The sequence below is a fragment of the Bacillus cereus group sp. Bc031 genome (assembly GCF_027716265.1).
Lineage (GTDB): Bacteria > Bacillota > Bacilli > Bacillales > Bacillaceae_G > Bacillus_A > Bacillus_A paranthracis.
In genome coordinates this window covers 1-18,523 of sequence record NZ_JAQFUL010000092.1, presented here as the reverse complement: position 1 = coordinate 18,523, position 18,523 = coordinate 1, and the positions used below count along the sequence as shown (strand labels likewise).

Sequence of the window (18,523 nt, the reverse complement as noted above, 5' to 3'; positions counted from 1 at the left end):
AGCTAGCTTTTTAGAAAGAATAACGTTTTTTGTCACTTGGGGGTAGTGAAAATTCTTAAGTTGATGGGCATGGGGTCTTCCTCGTATTTGCTCGATTTTGAGGTGGATGTCTTACTGCTATCTAATGCGGTATAAAGACTACGTTGTGTTTTACGGAGAAATTGGCACAGTTGGTATTGTGAAAGCAAAAGAGTTTGAAACAGAAGAACATTCTGAGGAAGTTGATATCAAGTTAGACTGGTATGAAGATGACGAGGAAGGATTGAAAAAGATGTTTCCTATGCTATGGGAAATGTATGGAGAAAAACCGATTGAGTGGTAGATTTATATACGAAAAACGCCTTGTTTCTTTATTAACAAGGCGTTTTTTCTTGATACTATGTTTAAATTGTTATCTTTCCACTCTCCCACCACACCATAAAAATCTTTAAAGAAGGCGCAACCCACGTTCTGCTATCATTTTCATGATTCCATACATATATATCATCTCTTTGCACGATTCCGTTCAGAATAGAATAACCAAACAAATCACCATTTCCGCCATCAGCAAAAAATAATAAACAGTCAAAAGGCATATATAAATCCTTGAAATCAACTATATTTCTCATATTTATATTTTCAGTTTTAATTTTTGAAGCAGACCATATAAAGTCCCCGTATTCACCTTCTACACCGTTTGTTTCCTGTAATAATTGATGTAAATCATTCGGCAACTCCACATGTAAACAGTTTTGTATATCAGTTAGTTCATCCGTCATAGCTGGTTGTTTCAAACTTAAGTTTGGTGAGATACTGTGAATGGTGTTTTTCCACATCACCTTTTCTCCTCCTTATGTGCAATCAAGTATATTCAAAGAGCTCATCTAAATTTATTGATACCACTTTTCTAACAACTCTTTCTCACTCTCGCCTGAAATACCTGCTTTTAATTCCCATTCGTCCACACTCTTCATCCACTCATACACGTCTGTAACTGTATGTTCTAACCTTTTAAAAGTAAGCCCTTCTTTCACAGCACTATCTATACTAATAGAAAAACCACCTTTCCACGGCTTCGTTTCACCTTCTAATGAAAAAGTTTCTGGAATCCATAAAGGCATCTCTGTCCAAGGCTGCACATTATGTTCACTCATAAACGATTCGTCTACCCAAACGAATTCAGCATCACTATACGTAATCTTTTTACACGTATTTAATAGTTCTTCCATCGTCAAATCATAATTTGGACCTGTTACATTGAATATACCTGCATTTTTGTTTTCTGCCATGTTTAGTCCCCAATTTGCGACGTCTTTTATATCAACTATCTGCACTGGACGGTCTTTTCTTCCTGGAACTAACACCTTATCTCCTTTTGCTACACGCTGAATCCAATATGGAAGCCGATCTGTATAATCAAACATTCCTGAAAGAAGTCCTGCTCTTACGTGTAAAACACGCCGAGGCCAATACTTCTCTGCTTCTTTTTCACATAATACTTTCAGCGCACCGTAATACTCATAAGGAGATATTTCACCATTTTCTACAGCCTTTATTTGCTCACCCGTCGGTTCAGGTTGTAATATATAGTCTTCTTTTATATGATGCGGAATCCAATCTTTATATACGGAAAGGCTTGAGATGAATATATAGTGTTCAATATTATCTTTAAGTACTTCTCCAACATTTCTTATGTGATGTGGAGAAAATCCACATGTATCTATGACAACGTCCCATTTACGATTTTCTAAACTTGATACATCACCATTTCTGTCACCGATAAACTGCTCCACTTCAGGAAAAATTTCTTTGTTTGTTCCGCGGTTAAATGATGTAACTTCATGCCCTCTCTGTAAAGCCTCTTCTACAAAAGCTCTCCCTAAAAAACGTGTACCACCTAGTATTAAAATTTTCATGGTTCTCCCCCATTCATCATTGAAAAATCCTTTCTTTTGTTAAACGAATTTCAGTCGTAAAAAGTTACGGTGGATTTGTTATTTAACTTTAATTCTAGAAACAAAAATAGAATCCATTTTGAAAAATCAATCAACATGGATTCTTAAATAAAAAGCAATTTTTTTGATGTATCTTAGTTTAATTGTTAACTCTGCACAATTTCCCCATCAACTAACTCAATAATTCTATTACACTTATTCGCTACTTCCATATCATGCGTTACAATAATAATTGTTCGTCCTTCTTCATTCAATTGTAATAGCAAATTCATAATTTCTTCTCCTGTTTTTCTATCTAAATTTCCGGTCGGTTCATCTGCCAATATTAATTCTGGTTCACCTACTAACGCTCTTGCAATTGCGACGCGCTGCTGTTGTCCACCTGATAGCTCGTCGGGTGTTTTATACATATGTTCTTTTAAACCTACTTTTTCTAAATAGAACTTCGCCTTATTTTCTCTTTCTCGTTGCTTTAGCTTTCTATATGTGAGTGGTAGCACTACATTATCCAGTACAGTATGTTCTTTTAACAATGCAAAATATTGAAAAATAAATCCGATCATTTCATTTCTTGTTTTATGAACTTTATTTGCTCTAATTTCAGTTAATGATTTTCCATTTAACGTATATTCACCCTCATTTGGCATATCAATTAACCCGATAACATTTAGTAATGTACTCTTCCCTGAGCCTGATCGCCCCATTACCGCTATAATTTCGCCCTTATATATCGTTAAATTTATACCGTTTAACGCGAACGTATTGTGATTCTTATTACTATACACCTTCTTAATATCTTTTAGTTCAATTAACCCCATTATTCCATCCCACCTATTAATGTTTTCGGTTCAAGCTTTCTAATAAACAAGAAGACAGTTACATTCGAGACAATGATAATCAATAATAAGAAAAGAAATACAAAAAACAATATAGGCATATCCAATTTAAAGTCTAATACCGTTGCTTCCTTTAAATCCTTCGACATTTGTAATAGAACCCCATACCTCCATGAAAAGTAAGCTATTGACATTCCTAAGCCAGTTATTGCTACAATAATGTTCTCTAAAACAATTTGAATAAACATACCAAATTTACTTTCGCCAAAAGCTATTTTTATACCAAATTCCCGCTTTCTCATCAAGATAGAAACAATGGTCGTTACTACAATTCCGACAATCGAGAATACAATGAATAAGATTCCTACTATAAGTTGAGGTATTTCAGAATAGCCGTTAAGAGTAACATCTTCATTTATTTCATCACCTAAACTTTTCAAATGAAACGTACCGCCGTTTCCTTTAAGTTGAATTGATTCTTCTAGTTTCTTTACATCTGCACCTTTTTGTAAATATAAAACTGTACTTTGATGCAGTCTTAAAAACATTGCTTCATATTTTTCAAATCTATCAAATGACATAGGCATTATCATTGCGTAATCCAACTTCAAATATGTGTTCGTCGTATTATTATTTACGATAAATTTATTTTCTGGCAAAAACCCTGTAATTGTATATTGATTATTAATTGTATCCCCAACTTGAAAATATTTCTTAAAGTAAGAACCCATTAAAACTTTTGTTTTTTCTTCACTATTTTTTTGAAAGTCATCATAGGAGAAACCTTCTTCAGGTTTTAAAGGTAAATGTAACATTTTATAGTAATTTTCATCTACAAAAATTGTTTTAATAGTAGGTCTTTCGTCGTGAAACGTTTTATGTTTCAAATCCGTAATCATACTGTTTTGAAATGGTCTATTACTTGACTCTATTTCAATAACTCGCTCCTCGTATGTACCATACGAAATCACATCTTTATTTTGATGAATTGTATTATAAACCGCTTGAATTTTCTCTTTATTAAATTGATTGCTTTGTAATCTATCTGTCGTCATTTCAAAAGTAACTAAATATGTTTTATCCCCATTTAATACCGAGCTGGATTTATCGTTTAGGTAGTTTAAATTATAAAACACATTAATTGAACTCGTTATAGTTGCTAATCCAAATGTAATCTGTATTAGAAGAAGTACGGAAAATAGAAACCTCTTTTTTAATGCTATGAACGCACTTTTTATTCTCATCGTTTTTACTCCTTTAATGCTTTAGCAGGTTCACTTTTAAGCACATATACAAATGGTATTACAGAGAGAATGAAAGCTATAGTAAGTGAAAGAAATACACACATTACAATATGAGTAGACTGTAAACTAATATTATAGCTTGTAAACTCTATAATATTTTCACTCAAAATGCTAAAAATCCATTGTATGCATATTGCACAGGCTGATGCAGTGATTGCACATAAAAATAATTGACTAAATATAAAAATAAAAAGATTTACATTACTTGCTCCCAAAGCTTTCCTTAACGACAAACTTTTTTTCTTCGTATAAATCCAATAATAACTTACTATTATACTGGTAATGAAAGCTATACATAAAAGCCTATATGGAAAACTGAGTAACTCTTCTACGGCTTCACTTGAGTTTTTTTCCTTCTCATAGTTCTCTTTTTCACTAATTACTTTGGCATTTATATCTTTATTGTTCTGTTTCATATGCTGTATGAAAGTTTCTATTTCCTTGATAGGGTTTTCGTTAGAACGAACAATCATTTGGAATGTATTATCTTTTTGTATCATCTGTTTCACTTCATCTGGCATGTCATTTAGAGAGACGTAAATTTTAATATTATACTCATATCCAGTATTTTCTCCAGCTACGCCTTTAACTGTATATTCCTTATTAAATAATTTTATTGTTTCCATATCCTTATAAATTTTCTTCCCCACTATTACACTATTTTTTTCATCTTGTCCTATCTGAGAACCTTTTAGCAAAGGTGGAGACCAATTTTTATTAAGGAGACCATTCATTATTACGTGGCCGATATCCGGAATAGTAATACGAATATCATTTGTAATAACACTAGCGTTTTTAAAATCAGATTCTACTAACATCTGAAATTGTTCGAAATTAATTTCCCCCATATTAGTAAGTTGAACAGAATAGTAATAATTAAAATAACCATTTTTGCTATCATAAAATTTCTCATCATAATAATCTCGCGTCGACATTGCGATCAGGATTGGCCATATTGTCAATACAAATCCAATAAATAACATAATGAATATTGTTTTGTTCACCACTATTTCTTTTAATACTAGATTCATATATCCTCCTCATTTTAAAAACCGTGAAAAAGGTATTTATCCTTTTTCACGGTTTTTGTTGATTTTTATTTAATTACCATTTCCTTAGAAGTGTACGCACTATCCCCTACCATTATCCATTCATGACCCGAATAACCTCTGGTCACCGGTCCTTTGGATGCAACGCTAACGTTTATACGATCTGACGTTTTAGCATCATACAATGCTAACTCTTTAGAAGTCCCATCATCAAAGCTAGCTCTTACAGTCATCTTGTAAAAATGAGGTTCGTTCTTTTTCGCAGTATAGGCAGTTGCCTTAGCTTTTGCTCCGCTTCCTGTCCACGTTGCATCATTATCCCAACTAATCGAAGCAAATGAAACGGAAGAAACCATGCCTAATAAAGAAGCAGTTAATCCTGTAACAGCTAAAGTTTTTTGAAGTAGGCTTTTCATATATTCTTAATCTCCCTTTTTAAAATATTCACTTAAATATTTAAGTATTTTTAGGCCTTGTCCTCATTATACATAAAAAAATAACCACATATCTATAAAATCTAATATTTAAATTTATTAATGCAATTCTTACATTCCCCTGAACTTTCCGTCATAAAACAAAAAGATGGTATGAAACTCCAATTCACACCATCTTTTTGCTACCATTATTGATTTGATCGTATACAAGGAAGAATATATTTCACAATCAATTCCCATCTATCCCGTGCATTCGGCATAGCTTCAGAAGCCATTACTACAACCAATTCCTTCTCTGGAATACAACAAATCATATTCCCACCGTCACCCATAGCACAGTATGAAAAGATTCCATCTTCTTCTCGTAACCACCATAAGTAACCATATTGATTTGTGTTCATTTCTGTTGATTCTTTTATCCATGATGTTGATAGAATTTGTTTTCCATTATGAGTACCTTCATTCAAATACAGCTGTCCAAACTTAGCCATATCTTTAACTGTTAACGCTAGTCCCCATCCGCCCGTTGAAATACCATTTGGATCGTGAACCCATCCCTTTACACCTTTTCCAAATAAGTCATCGAATCCAAATGCTTTCATATTGTAGTTTGGAATTTCTCTCATACCGAGTGGCCGAAATAGCTGTTCATTCGCAAATTCACGCGCACTTTTTCCTGTTGTACTCGTGATAATTGCTGATAGTACATGCGCTCCTGCAGATGAATATTTAAAAGATCCAATCTCTCCGCCGTTCCCAATTCTATGAAGTGTATACTGTACCCAGTCTGGTTGTGTACATAATTCTTCTAACGGTTCCTGCCAGTCTACAAAAGGATATGGAGCTGTCATTGTGAGTAGGTGTCGCACTGTTATTTCAGATGCCTTACGTTTATATTCAGGAAAAAACTCTATTACTTTTTGATCAACGCTTTTTATATAGCCCTTATCTATACATATCCCAATTAGCGCAGAGATTATCGTTTTTGTAACTGACGCTACATGAAATGTATCATTTGGTCCGTAATCGTTATAATATTTTTCAAAAATAATATTACCTTTCTGCACTACTAACATACCATTCATATTTTTATATTCTTCTTTTATAATCTGATCTAACTTTTCAGCAGTTTTCATTATTCCTTCCCCTTTAACCTATAATTAAAAAGGTTCGATAGGTACATATATATCAACTATATGTTTATGCTTTGGATGCTGCTTTGGATCATTTCTATATACTTCAAAAGGATATAAGTCTCTCGGTTTATATCCGCTATTTGGCAGCCACTCACCATATATAAAGTCCCATGCTCTTTTATATTCATCTTGGAATATTTCAAAATGTCCTACTGCATACTTGCCTGAAGGTATTACCATTATTCCAATGTCGTTCGTTTCTATTGCAGATTCACCTGGAATTGTTATACATAAACTTGTTCTTAAATAATTGTCCTCCGTAAATTCATGATGATCGTGGTAAATGGTTAATACTTTCGTATCCTCAAATACATGATAGTTTTGCTTGGTTGCGTATTGAAATAGTTTCTCTATCATTTTCGGAAAAGCTATAGTTAACTCTTCATATGTACCGATATGCCTTATGTATGCGACGTTTATATTGTCTGCTGCTACAATTTCAACATTCCCTCGAACCTTCTTACATTCATTGTATTGAGAAGTTCTTCTTACGTCTTTGCAATTCTTGCTATTATGGTTTCGATATTGAGACGGACTTACACCGTAATAATTTTTAAATGTCCGAGAGAAAACTGCTGGATCTGTAAAACCAAAATGGTAAGCGATATCCGTAATCGTCATATCCAATCGATATGTAAGAAGGTTCGTTGCCCTTTCTAACTTCAAGCGATTCACATACCGGGATAACGGCTCGTCTACTATTCCTTTAAAAATCCGATGAAAATGATATTTAGAAAATCCTGCTACATCGGCTAGCTCTTCAATAGATAGTGAACTATCGATGTTGGATTCTATATAATCTTGAACCTTATGTATGCGTCTTACATACTCATTTCTACTTTGTTTATTCTCCATACTTGTTATCTCCTCACAACAAAAAGGCTAACTTTGTGCTAGCCTACTTTTACACATGTTTCAAAAATAAAACTCTACTCCCGCCGTTCCCATCATAATTTGTATGTACCGATACACCCTCTACCTCATCATCCCCAGCCTCAATTCGAAAACCGATTTCTTGATGAAACTGTATCGATTTTTTATTAACTGGTGACGTAATTGCTTTTACAACTTTACGATTATTTGCACGTGCGACATCAAAGAAATACGAATACAATGTCGATGCAATTCCTCTTCTTCTATACTTCGGATTTACCCCGATAAAATGAACGTACGCTTCCTCTTTATGCGTTTGCGAAAAGAATCCGCATAAGAAACCTAACGTTTCGCCATCTTCTTCAATGATAAAACTCGTTTCTTGAAAGTGAACGAAAAACAATTTTGGCAACATGGCAGCCATGTCTCTCCCGCCCCACCAATCATTTAAAACAGAATGAATCTTTACATAATCTTCCCCTTGGATGTTTCTTACTCGCATATGTTTCTCCCTCTCACTCACTTCATTTTTTCATAAATTTTAATGACTGTTTCTACTAAAAGGATAAGTACCCATATCCCGCAAAATACAAGAACTGACTGAAATATAGAACCTAACATAACAATACTTATTAAACCTAATTCTGATCCTGAAATGGATATTTCATCAAACCCAAGATTATGTATAAATGGACCAGTTGAAAAAGCCATTAAAATAGATCCTATTAAATAAATCACACTCATTATTTTTAATATTTTTATAGAAAGATATGAAGTTTGTTTTTCTTCCACTTGTGATAATTCGATTTCTCCACTCGCAATTCCTTTTTGCAAACAGTCCTCACATAGAAATTCTTCCTTAATTTTTTTACCACCGTGCAATGTACCTGTAATTTCTTTACAGCGAGTACACTTTCGATTTATCATTTTGTTATCACTCCAATCTATTAAGATTGTACTTATATAATTCTAACCTTACCTTATTATTCCTTTTATGTATTTTATAGAGAGGTGACGTGTTTTATGATATCTAAACTTACTTTTGGTTATAAAAAGCCTACTGAGCAATATGTATTACGCCCTAGTTGTTATGCAATTATTTTTAACTCTACTTCTTCAAAAATTGCTGTTATCCAAAAAGGAGACCGTTATTTTTTACCTGGCGGCGGTATGGAAGGTAACGAAACAAAAGATGAATGTTTACATCGCGAACTACTAGAGGAATTAGGTTGGGCAATTGAAATTGATCAATATATCGGTAATGCAGCGCGATATTTTTATGCGGAAAAGGAAGATACATATTATTTAAATAATGGGTTCTTTTATATTGCGAACATGGTGCAGAAACGAACTGGAAACTGTGAGGAGGATCATGTTTTAAGGTGGATGTCTCCATTACATGCTATAGAATATTTACTTCACGATCATCAAAAATGGGCGATTGAACAAGCACTTTTATTACGAAATGAAAAATGATCTCCTTCTATATGAAAGAGATCATTTTTACTGTTAGCTTACCTTTTTCAAATTGAGAGCTGACTTTTTGATTCCACCTTTTTTTACAACATATAGACCCACAAAGATAATAAGTCCGCCAACCAGTTGCATCATATTGATTTGCTCTCCTATTGTTACTGCCGCAAAAATAACTGCGAACAACGGTACAAGATACATATAAACCATTACTTTCGTTGAGTCTATTTGACTAATACCGACATACCACATTGCAAGTCCGAAGATGGTCGCAAAGACAATTGAATATGCTAGTGATCCCCAGCTTGGCGTATCTACTGGCCACGTTAATGTATTTACGTTGAATAAACAATATATAACGAGAGGTACAATTCCAATTAAAGTAGACCAAGATGTGACTCTCATTGCGGAGTATTTTGTAATAAGAGGTTGTGCTAATATTGGATACCATCCCCAAGCAATTGCTGCGACTAATCCAATTACATTTCCAAGCCACGCATACTCGTAAGTAGCTCCTCCTGTATGTCCTGTTAATAAAACGAATGCTGCACCAATAAACGCTACTATTGAACCAATTTGTACTTTCATCGAAAAACGTTCTTGTTTGTGTAATACTGCTAATATCCCTGTAAATATAGGTGACATCGCAATTAATAATGAGGCGTTCGTTGCTGAAGTATATTTCACAGATAGCATAAACATCGTTTGATACATTGTCGTTCCAACGATGCCGACTGCTACTAATCGTAGCCAATCTTTTCTTTCAATACGTAATGAGCGTTCCATCATAAAAGTAATAAGTAATAATACCGGTGATGCTACTAAAAATCGTAAACTATTAAATTGAATGGATGACATAAATGCCACACCATACTTTCCTATTGTATAATTTGCTCCCCATACTAATGCAACTGATACTAGGAGCCATTCCATTTGCCATCGTTTCATCCAAATCTCCCCTTCCCTATTTAGCATAGTAAAATTGGCTGGATAAAACACCGTCCAATTGGCTGTTTTTTTACCCAGCCAATTTGCTATACTGGATGTATATAAGAGATACGGAGGCGTTTTTTATGGAATGGAAGCTAGATAGTGACAGTAAAATCCCTATTTATCAGCAAGTTGTTGACTTTATTGAAAAACGTATTACATACGGAGAACTTCCTCCAGGTAGCTTCCTACCTTCCGAACGGAAATTAGCTACGCAGTTAAATGTAAACCGAAGTACAGTAACGACTGCTTATAATGAACTACGTGCTATGGGAATTGTAGAAAGTACGACTGGTAAAGGAACACGTGTGAGTACACATATGTGGGGCGTTTCTCCAACATTAACGCCGAACTGGAGAAATTTCGTAGAAGGCGGTACGTTCTTACCAAACTTGCCGTTACTTCGCCATATTCGGGCAGAAGTACAACAAAATGAAAACATTATTGATTTTGCAAACGGAGAACTCGGTTGTAATCTCTATCCTCACGATCAACTACAAACGATTTTACGGGAACAACCGTTAACACATTCATTAAGTTACGATCATCCGCAAGGCTATCTCCCGCTTAGACAAGCGGTAGTAAAATATATGAAAGAACATTTAAAAGTTGAAGCGACTGAGCAATCCATAATGATTACATCTGGTGCACAGCAAGCACTTCACCTTATCGTACAATGTTTATTAAACCCAGGTGATGCTGTCGCTTTCGAAAGTCCATCACACTGTTATTCCTTACCGTTATTCCAATCAGCAGGTATTCGTATTTTCCCATTACCTGTCGATGAACACGGTATTAATCCGGATGATGTGCAAGAGCTATATAGAAAGCATCGTATTAAAATGATCTTTTTAAATCCAAATTTCCAAAATCCTACGGGCACAATGCTGCATCCAAACCGTAGAAAAAAACTATTATCGCTTTGTGCAGACTTACGAATTGCGATTGTTGAAGATGATCCGTCTAGTTTACTTACGTTAGAAAAGAAACAACCTTGCCCTACTTTGAAATCGATTGATGAAAATGGAACTGTCATTTACGTGCATTCTTTATCAAAAATGATTGCACCAGGATTACGAGTTGGTTGGCTTGTCGCTCCGCAGTCTGTAGTAGAAAGGTTATCCGATGCAAGACACCAAATGGAATTAGGGATGAGCATTTTCCCGCAGTGGCTTATGCAGCAGTTTTTTGAAACCGTACCATTTCAGTCTCATATCGTACCGTTACGAAAACAACTAGCAGAAAAAAGAGACGTTATCGTCCGCGCTCTAAACGAGCAACTTCACGATAAAATCTCTTTTTCAAATCCGACCGGTGGTATATACATATGGGGGAAATTAAAAGAACCGATCAACGAAAAACAACTCATTATGCAAAGCTTAAAACAAGAAATTGCTTTTATGCCTGGTAGTATTTTCGGCGCGAAAGATGGTTATATACGTTTATCTTATGGAAAAGTGGATATTGATCAAATTGAGGAAGGTATTTCTCGCTTGCGTGAGGCTATTTTGGTTTGTGAAAAGTAACTTTAGATACAAACCCTCGTTTGACAAAACCTAAATCTACCATTATCATCAACACGAACCTAGTTATAGGAGTGATACCAATGAAAATCTATGTTGATGCAGATGCTTGCCCTGTAAAAGATGTAATTATTTTTGAAGCTACGAAGGCAGAAATTCCTGTTACCCTCGTTACAAGCTTTTCTCATTATTCTAATGCAGAGCAACCAAAAGGCGTGGAAACAATTTATGTTGATTCTGGAGCAGATGCTGCGGATTACCGAATTATGCAGTTAGCCCAAAAAGAAGATTTAATCATAACACAAGATTACGGTCTTGCTTCGCTTGCTTTAGCAAAAGGTTGTATCGTACTACACCATAAAGGCTATAAGTATACGAATGATAACATTGAACAATTGTTACAAACACGATATTTAAGTGCAATGGTTCGAAAAAGTGGTAAACGTACAAAGGGACCGAAACCATTTACAGCAGAAGATAAAGAAAAATTTAGAGCACTCTTTAAAAGTTTTATCGCACGTTAAAAATGAACCGTCTATTTGCAAGAAAAACTTCGTAAAATAAAGAAGAGAATATCCAAATGAACATTCTCTTCTTGGGGTTTACCCGTTTAAAATGAAGGTAAATTATCTAAGTTATTTTCTTTTATTCCATCAGGTTCGCTACGTATAATATCTCTGCCATACTTATGAAATACGTCCACATGAGCTAACTTCCCTGATTTTGCTTCACTAAGAGCAGTCATATAATCTAACTCTCTCCCGCTACTTGTTTTAAAAGCAATTAAATCCCCATCATCATTTTTACGAACTGCAACTATTTGTTCTGCTCCTGTATTAACTTCATGGTCTACTTCGAATTGAGCTTGTTCTTCTCCTTGATATAAATAATCATTATACACTTTTTCAAAATCTTTTTTGTCCATTAAACTCACCTCCAACACATTTTATTAGTATGGTTGGGAGGTGCTGGTTTTATGTAATTTCCTTTTAGCAAAATGGATTTTTAATACCTACGCAAATCCTTCAAAGTTTCCAAAATATCATCTGTAAAGGCTGTACTACCCTCTGTCTCTAAAACTCTAAAATATAAACTTCTTAAGAAAGCTCTAATATTTTGTACTAAAATATCATACTGAGGATGCGGGATGTCTTCAACAATTGCTATACTATGTAACCAGTTGCTCCACTCTTCTTCTGTTAAAAGATTTTGATTACGTAACGACATAATTGGCGTTACTAATCTCTCATCCTCAAAGTGTATGTAAACATAGTCATTTAGGCGAACTTTCTGACGAACAGCTGCAAGAATCGCATATGAAAACTCACGATTTTGTATTGTACGTGCTAACGCATCGAGCGCATCTGCTGCATGTGCAGTAGAGTGTGCCCATCCTTTTCCTTCTACATAACCTCTTACATCTTCTTCTAAATATACATATTCCAGCACTTGTTCTGCTACGCTGTATAGTTGTTCTTCTGATAACAACGGTTCTCTTTCATGAACAGATAAAATAAGTGGTGGAATTAATACAGAGAATGCACGTTTAAAAACAGAGTCTGTTCCCTTTTCACCAATTTTATAAAATAAATAATCAGGACTAATTGCTTGTAGCATTAATCCCCGTAATTCTTTTTGTCTAAATACATCATTTGTAATCCATGTGTGAAGCGTACTATAAATTAAATCATCACGTAATTCAGCATCAGGTGATCCGATATAATCTAGCATCCACTGCGCATATGGATATGCATCTACGTCTTCTGGTACAGCATAATTATTATTTTTAATTTGTAGTAGTTCTTCTTTTAGTTCTAGTACTTCATTCATTATATTTTTTCTCCCCTTTTTGCGTTTCTTATTGCCTTATCCCCCGTTTTTCACTTTCTAAAGCTAATATAATTATACGAGAATTATAACTATTAATAAAAGGCTATACATATACTTTTGATTGTGTATTACATTCGCTCTTGAAATATAAGTTCTGGATTTGCTAAATCACTATTCCGAAATACAACATCCGCACACTCTTTCGGATTATGCTCATCCATATACATCTTACAGGCCGCATGATACCTGCTCAAAAACATCTTCTCTGCTTCTTCATAACTTCCAAAAGCTTCAGTTTCCCGCTTAGCACCACGTTTTCTCGCAATCTCAAAATCTGTATCTACAAAAATTTTGTAATCAAATAAATGCTCAACGTCTTTTTTTAATAGAAATGTTCCATCTACTATGAGTACCATATTGGTTTGAGCCATTAACGGCTCATTATGTACAGGAATATCCGTTTTTAAATTATGAGAGATCGTTTCATACTGTAAATTCCCATTAGGTCCTAAAGGTTTTAATAGTCTTTCTTTGAAAGCTGTATAATCGTGTGCGTCTTCATAATACCCTCTTGCAGATTCTTTACCTTGTGTATAACGAATCACTTTTGGGTTATGAAAATCGTCAATGCTAGCGCGCGTTACTGGTAACCCTCGTTTTTTTATTTCTTCCGCTACTTCGTTTGCAAATGTTGTTTTTCCTGATGCTGTAATACCGCTTACTCCAACTCTTGTTGGATGCGTTACATTTAACGTTAAAATATGATTAGCAATTTCTTTTATACTTTGTTTTCGGTTCATGATATTTCTCCCTTCATTTAGTTTACATAATAAAATTATAATTAACTTTTGTGTCACTATTTGTCGGTAAGTCGATATCCTTTGTCGAATCGTTGATATATTATGATTGACTTACTTTCCCTTAAACCCTCGATATAAAGCAGTCCGTAATTCTTGTTTGTATTCTTCAATTTCTGGCATATCGAGCTCTTCTGCCAGCCTTATAGCTAATTCAATATCGTACGGTACACGTACAAGCTGGATGGAAAAACTTGCTGCTTCTTTTTTATTGTAAGTTCCTTCTAATATTAAATAAGAAGCTTGTGTAATTTCAAGCGGATTTCCTACGCTACCAGCGTTACATAACGTTTTCCCTCTGAAATTTTGAACGAACGCTTGGTGAACATCACCGTAGCAAACGACATCTGGTTTCTTTTCTCCTTCTATATTCTCCGTAAGCTCACTGTTTTCGAACATACTAATACGCTCTTCTCTTGAAGCGTGTGGTTGTATTCTTTCATATAAACTTCTCGGTGAAGCGTGAAACATTCGAATGAGTTTTCCACTCATATAAAACTCGATTGAAAATGGCAAGCTTCTTAAATATTCATTTTGTTCTTCCGATAGTTGTTTTTGATGCCATTTTAATGCTTCAAATTCAGTCGGCTTTGTAATAAAATCATCCCAGTTTCCCATTACGACTACTTCACATTCTTTACGAATGATTTCAATTACTTCGCTAGAATGAGGACCTTTCCCTACTAAATCTCCAAGACAAATTATGCGTTTGATTCCTCTCAATTTAATGTCTTGTAGCACAGATTCTAAAGCCGGAATATTACCATGTATATCTGAAATTACTGCTATTTTGTCCATATGAATTCCTCCTTTATTTATTAAATTCACTTGATTGATACCATTTTGGAATATAGAATGAAAATTGATTATGACCTTCTAAAATTTGGTTCAATCTTCCCTTCATATCATCTACTAAATGCGGCGTGCTTCGGTTTGTCCAAACGATATCCGCTGGGAATGTCATTGCTGCATATAATGAGTACAGTTTCCAAAAATGAAGTGATGGTTCCCCTCCGCAATAACCATGGACTTGTCCAACCGCAAATGGTTTGCTTATTCTTGTAGTAAAAATCGCTACGTTATAAAAATCGTGTATAGGATCGCCAAAATCATATCCACCAAAATCGATAACGATAAATTCCTTATTATGAATCATACTATTTGCTGGATGGAAGTCATCGTGTAAAAATGTGATTGGACGATTTTTTAATAAGTCTTTATGATTTTCTACAAAGGTTAATACTGGCTTCAAATCTATAAAATTCACTTCGTAATTTGCTAATGCCTCTATGTATCTTTCGTATTTATTCCATCTAGATGTTTTCCATTTATTACTTGCACTTTCTTTTTCTATCGAGTGAATCCTCTTTAATACTTCTCCTGCTTTTCTTCCTGCATGATACTGTTCTTCCGCCGATAGCTTCCTTAAACCTTCTTGACCATTTACACCTTGGGCCCATTCAAATACTTGAACACATTTATTTAATTCCTCAAGTTTTATGAAATGAATTAACTTAGGCGTTGGAATATGTAATGACTCTAATTGTTTCATATACGTATATTCTTCTTGTTTACGTTTAAAATGAACTGCATCACATACTTTTACAAAATATGTTACTTTGTTTTCTAATTCTATTTTATATTTCTCTTCATGTGAGAAACCTTTTGAAATAGCTGTACACTTTATAATACGAGGCCATTCTAGTTTTCTCTCTATCTCTCTAAGTATTTCTTCCAAAGCGTTCACCTCTATCAATATATGTACAAACTACCTAACACTTCATACTCTCGTTTATTTTCCCCTTTAAATTCTACTGCAAATGGATATTCGCCATGATTCTTCAAATATTCTAGTACTAGCCCTTTCCCAATTGGTTCACAAAACTGTACTTGAATGTCACCAAACGATACACTTTGACACTCCGCATTCCATTCTTCATTTTTCATGACTGGAGTTGCAGTTAGCTCCATGACTGCTTTCCATTTCCGTACTGTTTCTCGAACATTTTTTACTGCGTAATGGATTGTTTCAATTTGTTGTACTTTGTTTTTATGTTCCGTGATTGTTCCAATGTTACGTAAATCTTTTCTTCTTTCTTCATCTGTTTCATTCCACTGTATAAAGAAAGGTAATTTCGGCCTGTTCTCTTCTTGCTTTACAAATAACATTTTCCATTCTAAAAGGCGGCCATCTTTTCTCATACGTTTCCCTTCAAATGGTCCTATTGTTTGTAAACCGTATTTACTAAACTTATCTGCTAATTCTTCAATGGTATCTGTTCGAATTGCGATTTGCAGCATCCCATCGCCATCTTGTAATTTCACTACCGTTTCTTGTACTAACGGATTTTCTGCTTCTTTCGCTTTTTCTTCATGTTGAACTGCTAAAAATTCTATGTATGATAAATCAAAATAACTTAAACTATTCCAAGTACCCCAAGTAGTATGCTCTCCGCCTAGTACAGTATGAAATCCAAGTGCCTGCATTTGTTTTACCGCTTCCTCCGGTGTGCCATGAACTGCGTGAACGAGATGATCAAATCGTAACATGTCTTTCTCCCCTTTCTCTCCATCCTTTTATTGTATATTTTATTTTTCTTTCATTCAATTCAAAAAACTTTAAAACCCAGTTGATTTATACGATTAATATGTATTATAATGAAACAAATTTCAATATTGCTGATTGGAAAAACCAAAGGCACTTTTCTCACACGGGAAAAGTGCCTTTTTCATTTACTATTACAGGGGGATTTTTTATGCAGAAATTAATTGTCTTTGCTATTATTGGATTTTTCGCTCAATTGATCGATGGAGCACTTGGAATGGCGTACGGGGTAACGTCTACCTCACTTTTACTAATGTTTGGTATCGCACCGGCTGTAGCTTCCGCATCTGTTCATTTAGCTGAAGTTGTTACAACCGCCGCTTCTGGTGCATCTCACCTCAAATTTGGGAACGTTGATAAATACACCGTTTCCAGGCTTACATTACCAGGAGCAATTGGCGCATTTGTTGGAGCATGTTTTTTAAGCAATTTACCTGGGGATGTAATTAAACCGTACATTTCTGTATTTTTATTTACTTTAGGGGTTTATATTTTATTACGATTCATTATTCAAAAACAGATTGTTACTTCAAATAAACGTATGTCGGCTAAACAACTTGTTCCGCTTGGCTTATTCGCTGGATTCGTTGATTCAACTGGTGGTGGAGGCTGGGGTCCGATTACGACACCTGTACTTCTAGCAAGAGGAAATGAAGCTAGAAAAGTTATCGGATCTGTAGATACGAGTGAGTTTCCTGTTTCACTTGCTGCAACAATTGGTTTCTTCATCTCACTCGGCTGGGAACAAGTAAGTTGGGTTTGGGTATTTTCGTTAATGCTTGGCGGTATTGTCGCAGCTCCAATCGCTGCATGGTTAGTGCGCATCGTTCCTTCTCATTTACTTGGCGTATTAGTTGGTGGCCTTATTATCTTTACAAACATTCGTACACTACTTACTACATTTAAAGTGGATCCAACTATTATTTCACTTTCTTACGTGGCAATTGGTCTTGTCGTTATTATTTCTATTTTCATTGCTGTTCGCAATCATTCCAATCGTTCTAACGCATCAACAGCCCAATATCCGAATGATCAAAAACAGATGCTACCTTAATTACTAAAAACCGCTCAACTTACTTCGAGCGGTTTTTTTCTATTTTCCAATTCATCATTGTTTCTGTCGAATCTACCCTTTTCATATGTAACTTCTCTAACACACGAATCGAACTATAATTATCAAGGAGCGTCTCTGCAATAATCGTTTCTACCTCTCCTGTCTGAAAAGCCCAATCTATTAGTTCTTGTACAGCTTCTGTCGCATACCCTTTATTCCAGTATTTCTCAATAAATCCGTAACCAACTTCTACTGTATGTTCCTCATTTGGTTTCCCTTTAAAACCTATATCACCTAGAACGATGTCATCTTCTTTTCGAATGACATACCACGCGCCCCAAGGTAATACCTCCTTATTTTGTTTTACATTTTCTACATGCCCTACAATATGTGGGCCACTATTATATCCTTGCTCGTTAGCAACGTGAATACTCTCTTCTGTACACGGCACTATATAGAGCCTTTCTGTTTCTAATTTCATTTTGATTTCCCCTCGTATATTATATTTAAGCTGTTATTTCAGCTTTAAATTCCCTTAATAAGAGACCCGTAAATTAATACTTGG

General features: G+C 34.8%; 23 protein-coding genes. 5 read left to right on the top strand and 18 right to left on the bottom strand.

Annotation, left to right across the window (positions count from 1 at the left end; all coding sequences use genetic code 11):
- Positions 1 to 124 precede the first annotated feature (124 nt).
- Positions 125 to 322 carry a hypothetical protein gene (locus tag PDQ33_RS24455; RefSeq protein ID WP_061130390.1) on the top strand — a complete coding sequence of 66 codons (198 nt, stop codon included), beginning with the start codon at positions 125 to 127 and terminating at the stop codon, positions 320 to 322.
- A gap of 61 nt (positions 323 to 383) precedes the next feature.
- Here the strand turns inward: PDQ33_RS24455 and PDQ33_RS24450 are convergent, their stop codons facing one another.
- From PDQ33_RS24450 to PDQ33_RS24405, 10 genes are all read right to left on the bottom strand, one after another.
- Positions 384 to 815, bottom strand: coding sequence for an SMI1/KNR4 family protein (locus PDQ33_RS24450; RefSeq protein WP_000265813.1), 432 nt, complete (start codon positions 813 to 815; stop codon positions 384 to 386).
- 54 nt (positions 816 to 869) lie between these two features.
- Positions 870 to 1,895, bottom strand: a complete 1,026-nt coding sequence (locus tag PDQ33_RS24445) for an SDR family oxidoreductase (RefSeq protein WP_270756759.1) — start codon at positions 1,893 to 1,895, stop codon at positions 870 to 872.
- Between the two features lie 185 nt (positions 1,896 to 2,080).
- Positions 2,081 to 2,752, bottom strand: a complete 672-nt coding sequence (locus tag PDQ33_RS24440; RefSeq protein ID WP_000522868.1) for an ABC transporter ATP-binding protein — start codon at positions 2,750 to 2,752, stop codon at positions 2,081 to 2,083.
- Positions 2,752 to 4,014: an ABC transporter permease gene (locus tag PDQ33_RS24435; RefSeq protein ID WP_076872806.1), complete on the bottom strand. Its 1,263-nt coding sequence runs from the start codon at positions 4,012 to 4,014 to the stop codon at positions 2,752 to 2,754. The genes PDQ33_RS24440 and PDQ33_RS24435 overlap by 1 nt, the downstream gene beginning before the upstream one ends.
- A 5-nt stretch (positions 4,015 to 4,019) precedes the next feature.
- Positions 4,020 to 5,105: an FtsX-like permease family protein gene (locus tag PDQ33_RS24430; RefSeq protein ID WP_001055054.1), complete on the bottom strand. Its 1,086-nt coding sequence runs from the start codon at positions 5,103 to 5,105 to the stop codon at positions 4,020 to 4,022.
- A gap of 65 nt (positions 5,106 to 5,170) precedes the next feature.
- On the bottom strand, positions 5,171 to 5,539 hold the full coding sequence (locus PDQ33_RS24425; RefSeq protein ID WP_000838690.1) for a hypothetical protein: 369 nt from the start codon (positions 5,537 to 5,539) through the stop codon (positions 5,171 to 5,173).
- 206 nt (positions 5,540 to 5,745) lie between these two features.
- On the bottom strand, positions 5,746 to 6,693 hold the full coding sequence (locus PDQ33_RS24420) for a serine hydrolase domain-containing protein (protein WP_061130684.1): 948 nt from the start codon (positions 6,691 to 6,693) through the stop codon (positions 5,746 to 5,748).
- A gap of 24 nt (positions 6,694 to 6,717) precedes the next feature.
- Positions 6,718 to 7,608 (bottom strand): AraC family transcriptional regulator, encoded by an 891-nt coding sequence (locus PDQ33_RS24415; protein ID WP_270756757.1) that lies wholly within the window; start codon positions 7,606 to 7,608, stop codon positions 6,718 to 6,720.
- Positions 7,609 to 7,657: 49 nt separating this feature from the next.
- A complete protein-coding gene (locus PDQ33_RS24410; protein ID WP_001266048.1) occupies positions 7,658 to 8,128 on the bottom strand; it encodes a GNAT family N-acetyltransferase in 471 nt (156 codons plus the stop codon).
- Positions 8,129 to 8,145: 17 nt separating this feature from the next.
- Positions 8,146 to 8,553, bottom strand: coding sequence for a DUF3980 domain-containing protein (locus PDQ33_RS24405; protein ID WP_061130682.1), 408 nt, complete (start codon positions 8,551 to 8,553; stop codon positions 8,146 to 8,148).
- Positions 8,554 to 8,649: 96 nt separating this feature from the next.
- On the opposite strand from PDQ33_RS24405, the gene PDQ33_RS24400 reads away from it, so the two are divergent.
- The gene (locus PDQ33_RS24400; RefSeq protein WP_061130681.1) at positions 8,650 to 9,102 is read left to right on the top strand and encodes an NUDIX hydrolase; all 453 of its coding nucleotides are present in this window, start codon (positions 8,650 to 8,652) and stop codon (positions 9,100 to 9,102) included.
- 33 nt (positions 9,103 to 9,135) lie between these two features.
- Here PDQ33_RS24400 and PDQ33_RS24395 read toward each other — a convergent pair whose 3' ends face one another.
- On the bottom strand, positions 9,136 to 10,047 hold the full coding sequence (locus PDQ33_RS24395) for a DMT family transporter (RefSeq protein WP_270756756.1): 912 nt from the start codon (positions 10,045 to 10,047) through the stop codon (positions 9,136 to 9,138).
- Between the two features lie 125 nt (positions 10,048 to 10,172).
- Between PDQ33_RS24395 and pdxR the strand changes: the two genes are divergently transcribed.
- Positions 10,173 to 11,615: a MocR-like pyridoxine biosynthesis transcription factor PdxR gene (gene pdxR, locus PDQ33_RS24390; RefSeq protein WP_061130679.1), complete on the top strand. Its 1,443-nt coding sequence runs from the start codon at positions 10,173 to 10,175 to the stop codon at positions 11,613 to 11,615.
- Between the two features lie 80 nt (positions 11,616 to 11,695).
- Entirely contained in the window at positions 11,696 to 12,136 is a 441-nt protein-coding gene (locus PDQ33_RS24385; RefSeq protein ID WP_000708750.1) for a YaiI/YqxD family protein, read from the top strand.
- Positions 12,137 to 12,222: 86 nt separating this feature from the next.
- Here PDQ33_RS24385 and PDQ33_RS24380 read toward each other — a convergent pair whose 3' ends face one another.
- The 6 genes from PDQ33_RS24380 to PDQ33_RS24355 all read right to left on the bottom strand — a co-directional run bounded on the left by PDQ33_RS24380 (position 12,223) and on the right by PDQ33_RS24355 (position 16,849).
- A complete protein-coding gene (locus tag PDQ33_RS24380) occupies positions 12,223 to 12,537 on the bottom strand; it encodes a DUF3892 domain-containing protein (RefSeq protein WP_000358184.1) in 315 nt (104 codons plus the stop codon).
- An 80-nt stretch (positions 12,538 to 12,617) separates the two neighbouring features.
- Positions 12,618 to 13,442 (bottom strand): DUF2785 domain-containing protein, encoded by an 825-nt coding sequence (locus PDQ33_RS24375; protein ID WP_001006678.1) that lies wholly within the window; start codon positions 13,440 to 13,442, stop codon positions 12,618 to 12,620.
- 128 nt (positions 13,443 to 13,570) lie between these two features.
- Positions 13,571 to 14,242: a uridine kinase gene (locus PDQ33_RS24370; RefSeq protein WP_061130677.1), complete on the bottom strand. Its 672-nt coding sequence runs from the start codon at positions 14,240 to 14,242 to the stop codon at positions 13,571 to 13,573.
- A 111-nt stretch (positions 14,243 to 14,353) separates the two neighbouring features.
- The gene (locus PDQ33_RS24365; protein ID WP_061130676.1) at positions 14,354 to 15,097 is read right to left on the bottom strand and encodes a metallophosphoesterase family protein; all 744 of its coding nucleotides are present in this window, start codon (positions 15,095 to 15,097) and stop codon (positions 14,354 to 14,356) included.
- 13 nt (positions 15,098 to 15,110) lie between these two features.
- Positions 15,111 to 16,037 (bottom strand): aminoglycoside phosphotransferase family protein, encoded by a 927-nt coding sequence (locus tag PDQ33_RS24360; protein ID WP_061130675.1) that lies wholly within the window; start codon positions 16,035 to 16,037, stop codon positions 15,111 to 15,113.
- 14 nt (positions 16,038 to 16,051) lie between these two features.
- Positions 16,052 to 16,849 (bottom strand): VOC family protein, encoded by a 798-nt coding sequence (locus PDQ33_RS24355; RefSeq protein WP_229132334.1) that lies wholly within the window; start codon positions 16,847 to 16,849, stop codon positions 16,052 to 16,054.
- 98 nt (positions 16,850 to 16,947) lie between these two features.
- Here PDQ33_RS24355 and PDQ33_RS24350 point away from each other — a divergent pair, with 98 nt between their 5' ends.
- Positions 16,948 to 17,958, top strand: a complete 1,011-nt coding sequence (locus tag PDQ33_RS24350) for a sulfite exporter TauE/SafE family protein (RefSeq protein WP_140394921.1) — start codon at positions 16,948 to 16,950, stop codon at positions 17,956 to 17,958.
- 19 nt (positions 17,959 to 17,977) lie between these two features.
- Here the strand turns inward: PDQ33_RS24350 and PDQ33_RS24345 are convergent, their stop codons facing one another.
- On the bottom strand, positions 17,978 to 18,439 hold the full coding sequence (locus tag PDQ33_RS24345; protein WP_061130672.1) for a GNAT family N-acetyltransferase: 462 nt from the start codon (positions 18,437 to 18,439) through the stop codon (positions 17,978 to 17,980).
- Positions 18,440 to 18,523 lie beyond the last annotated feature (84 nt).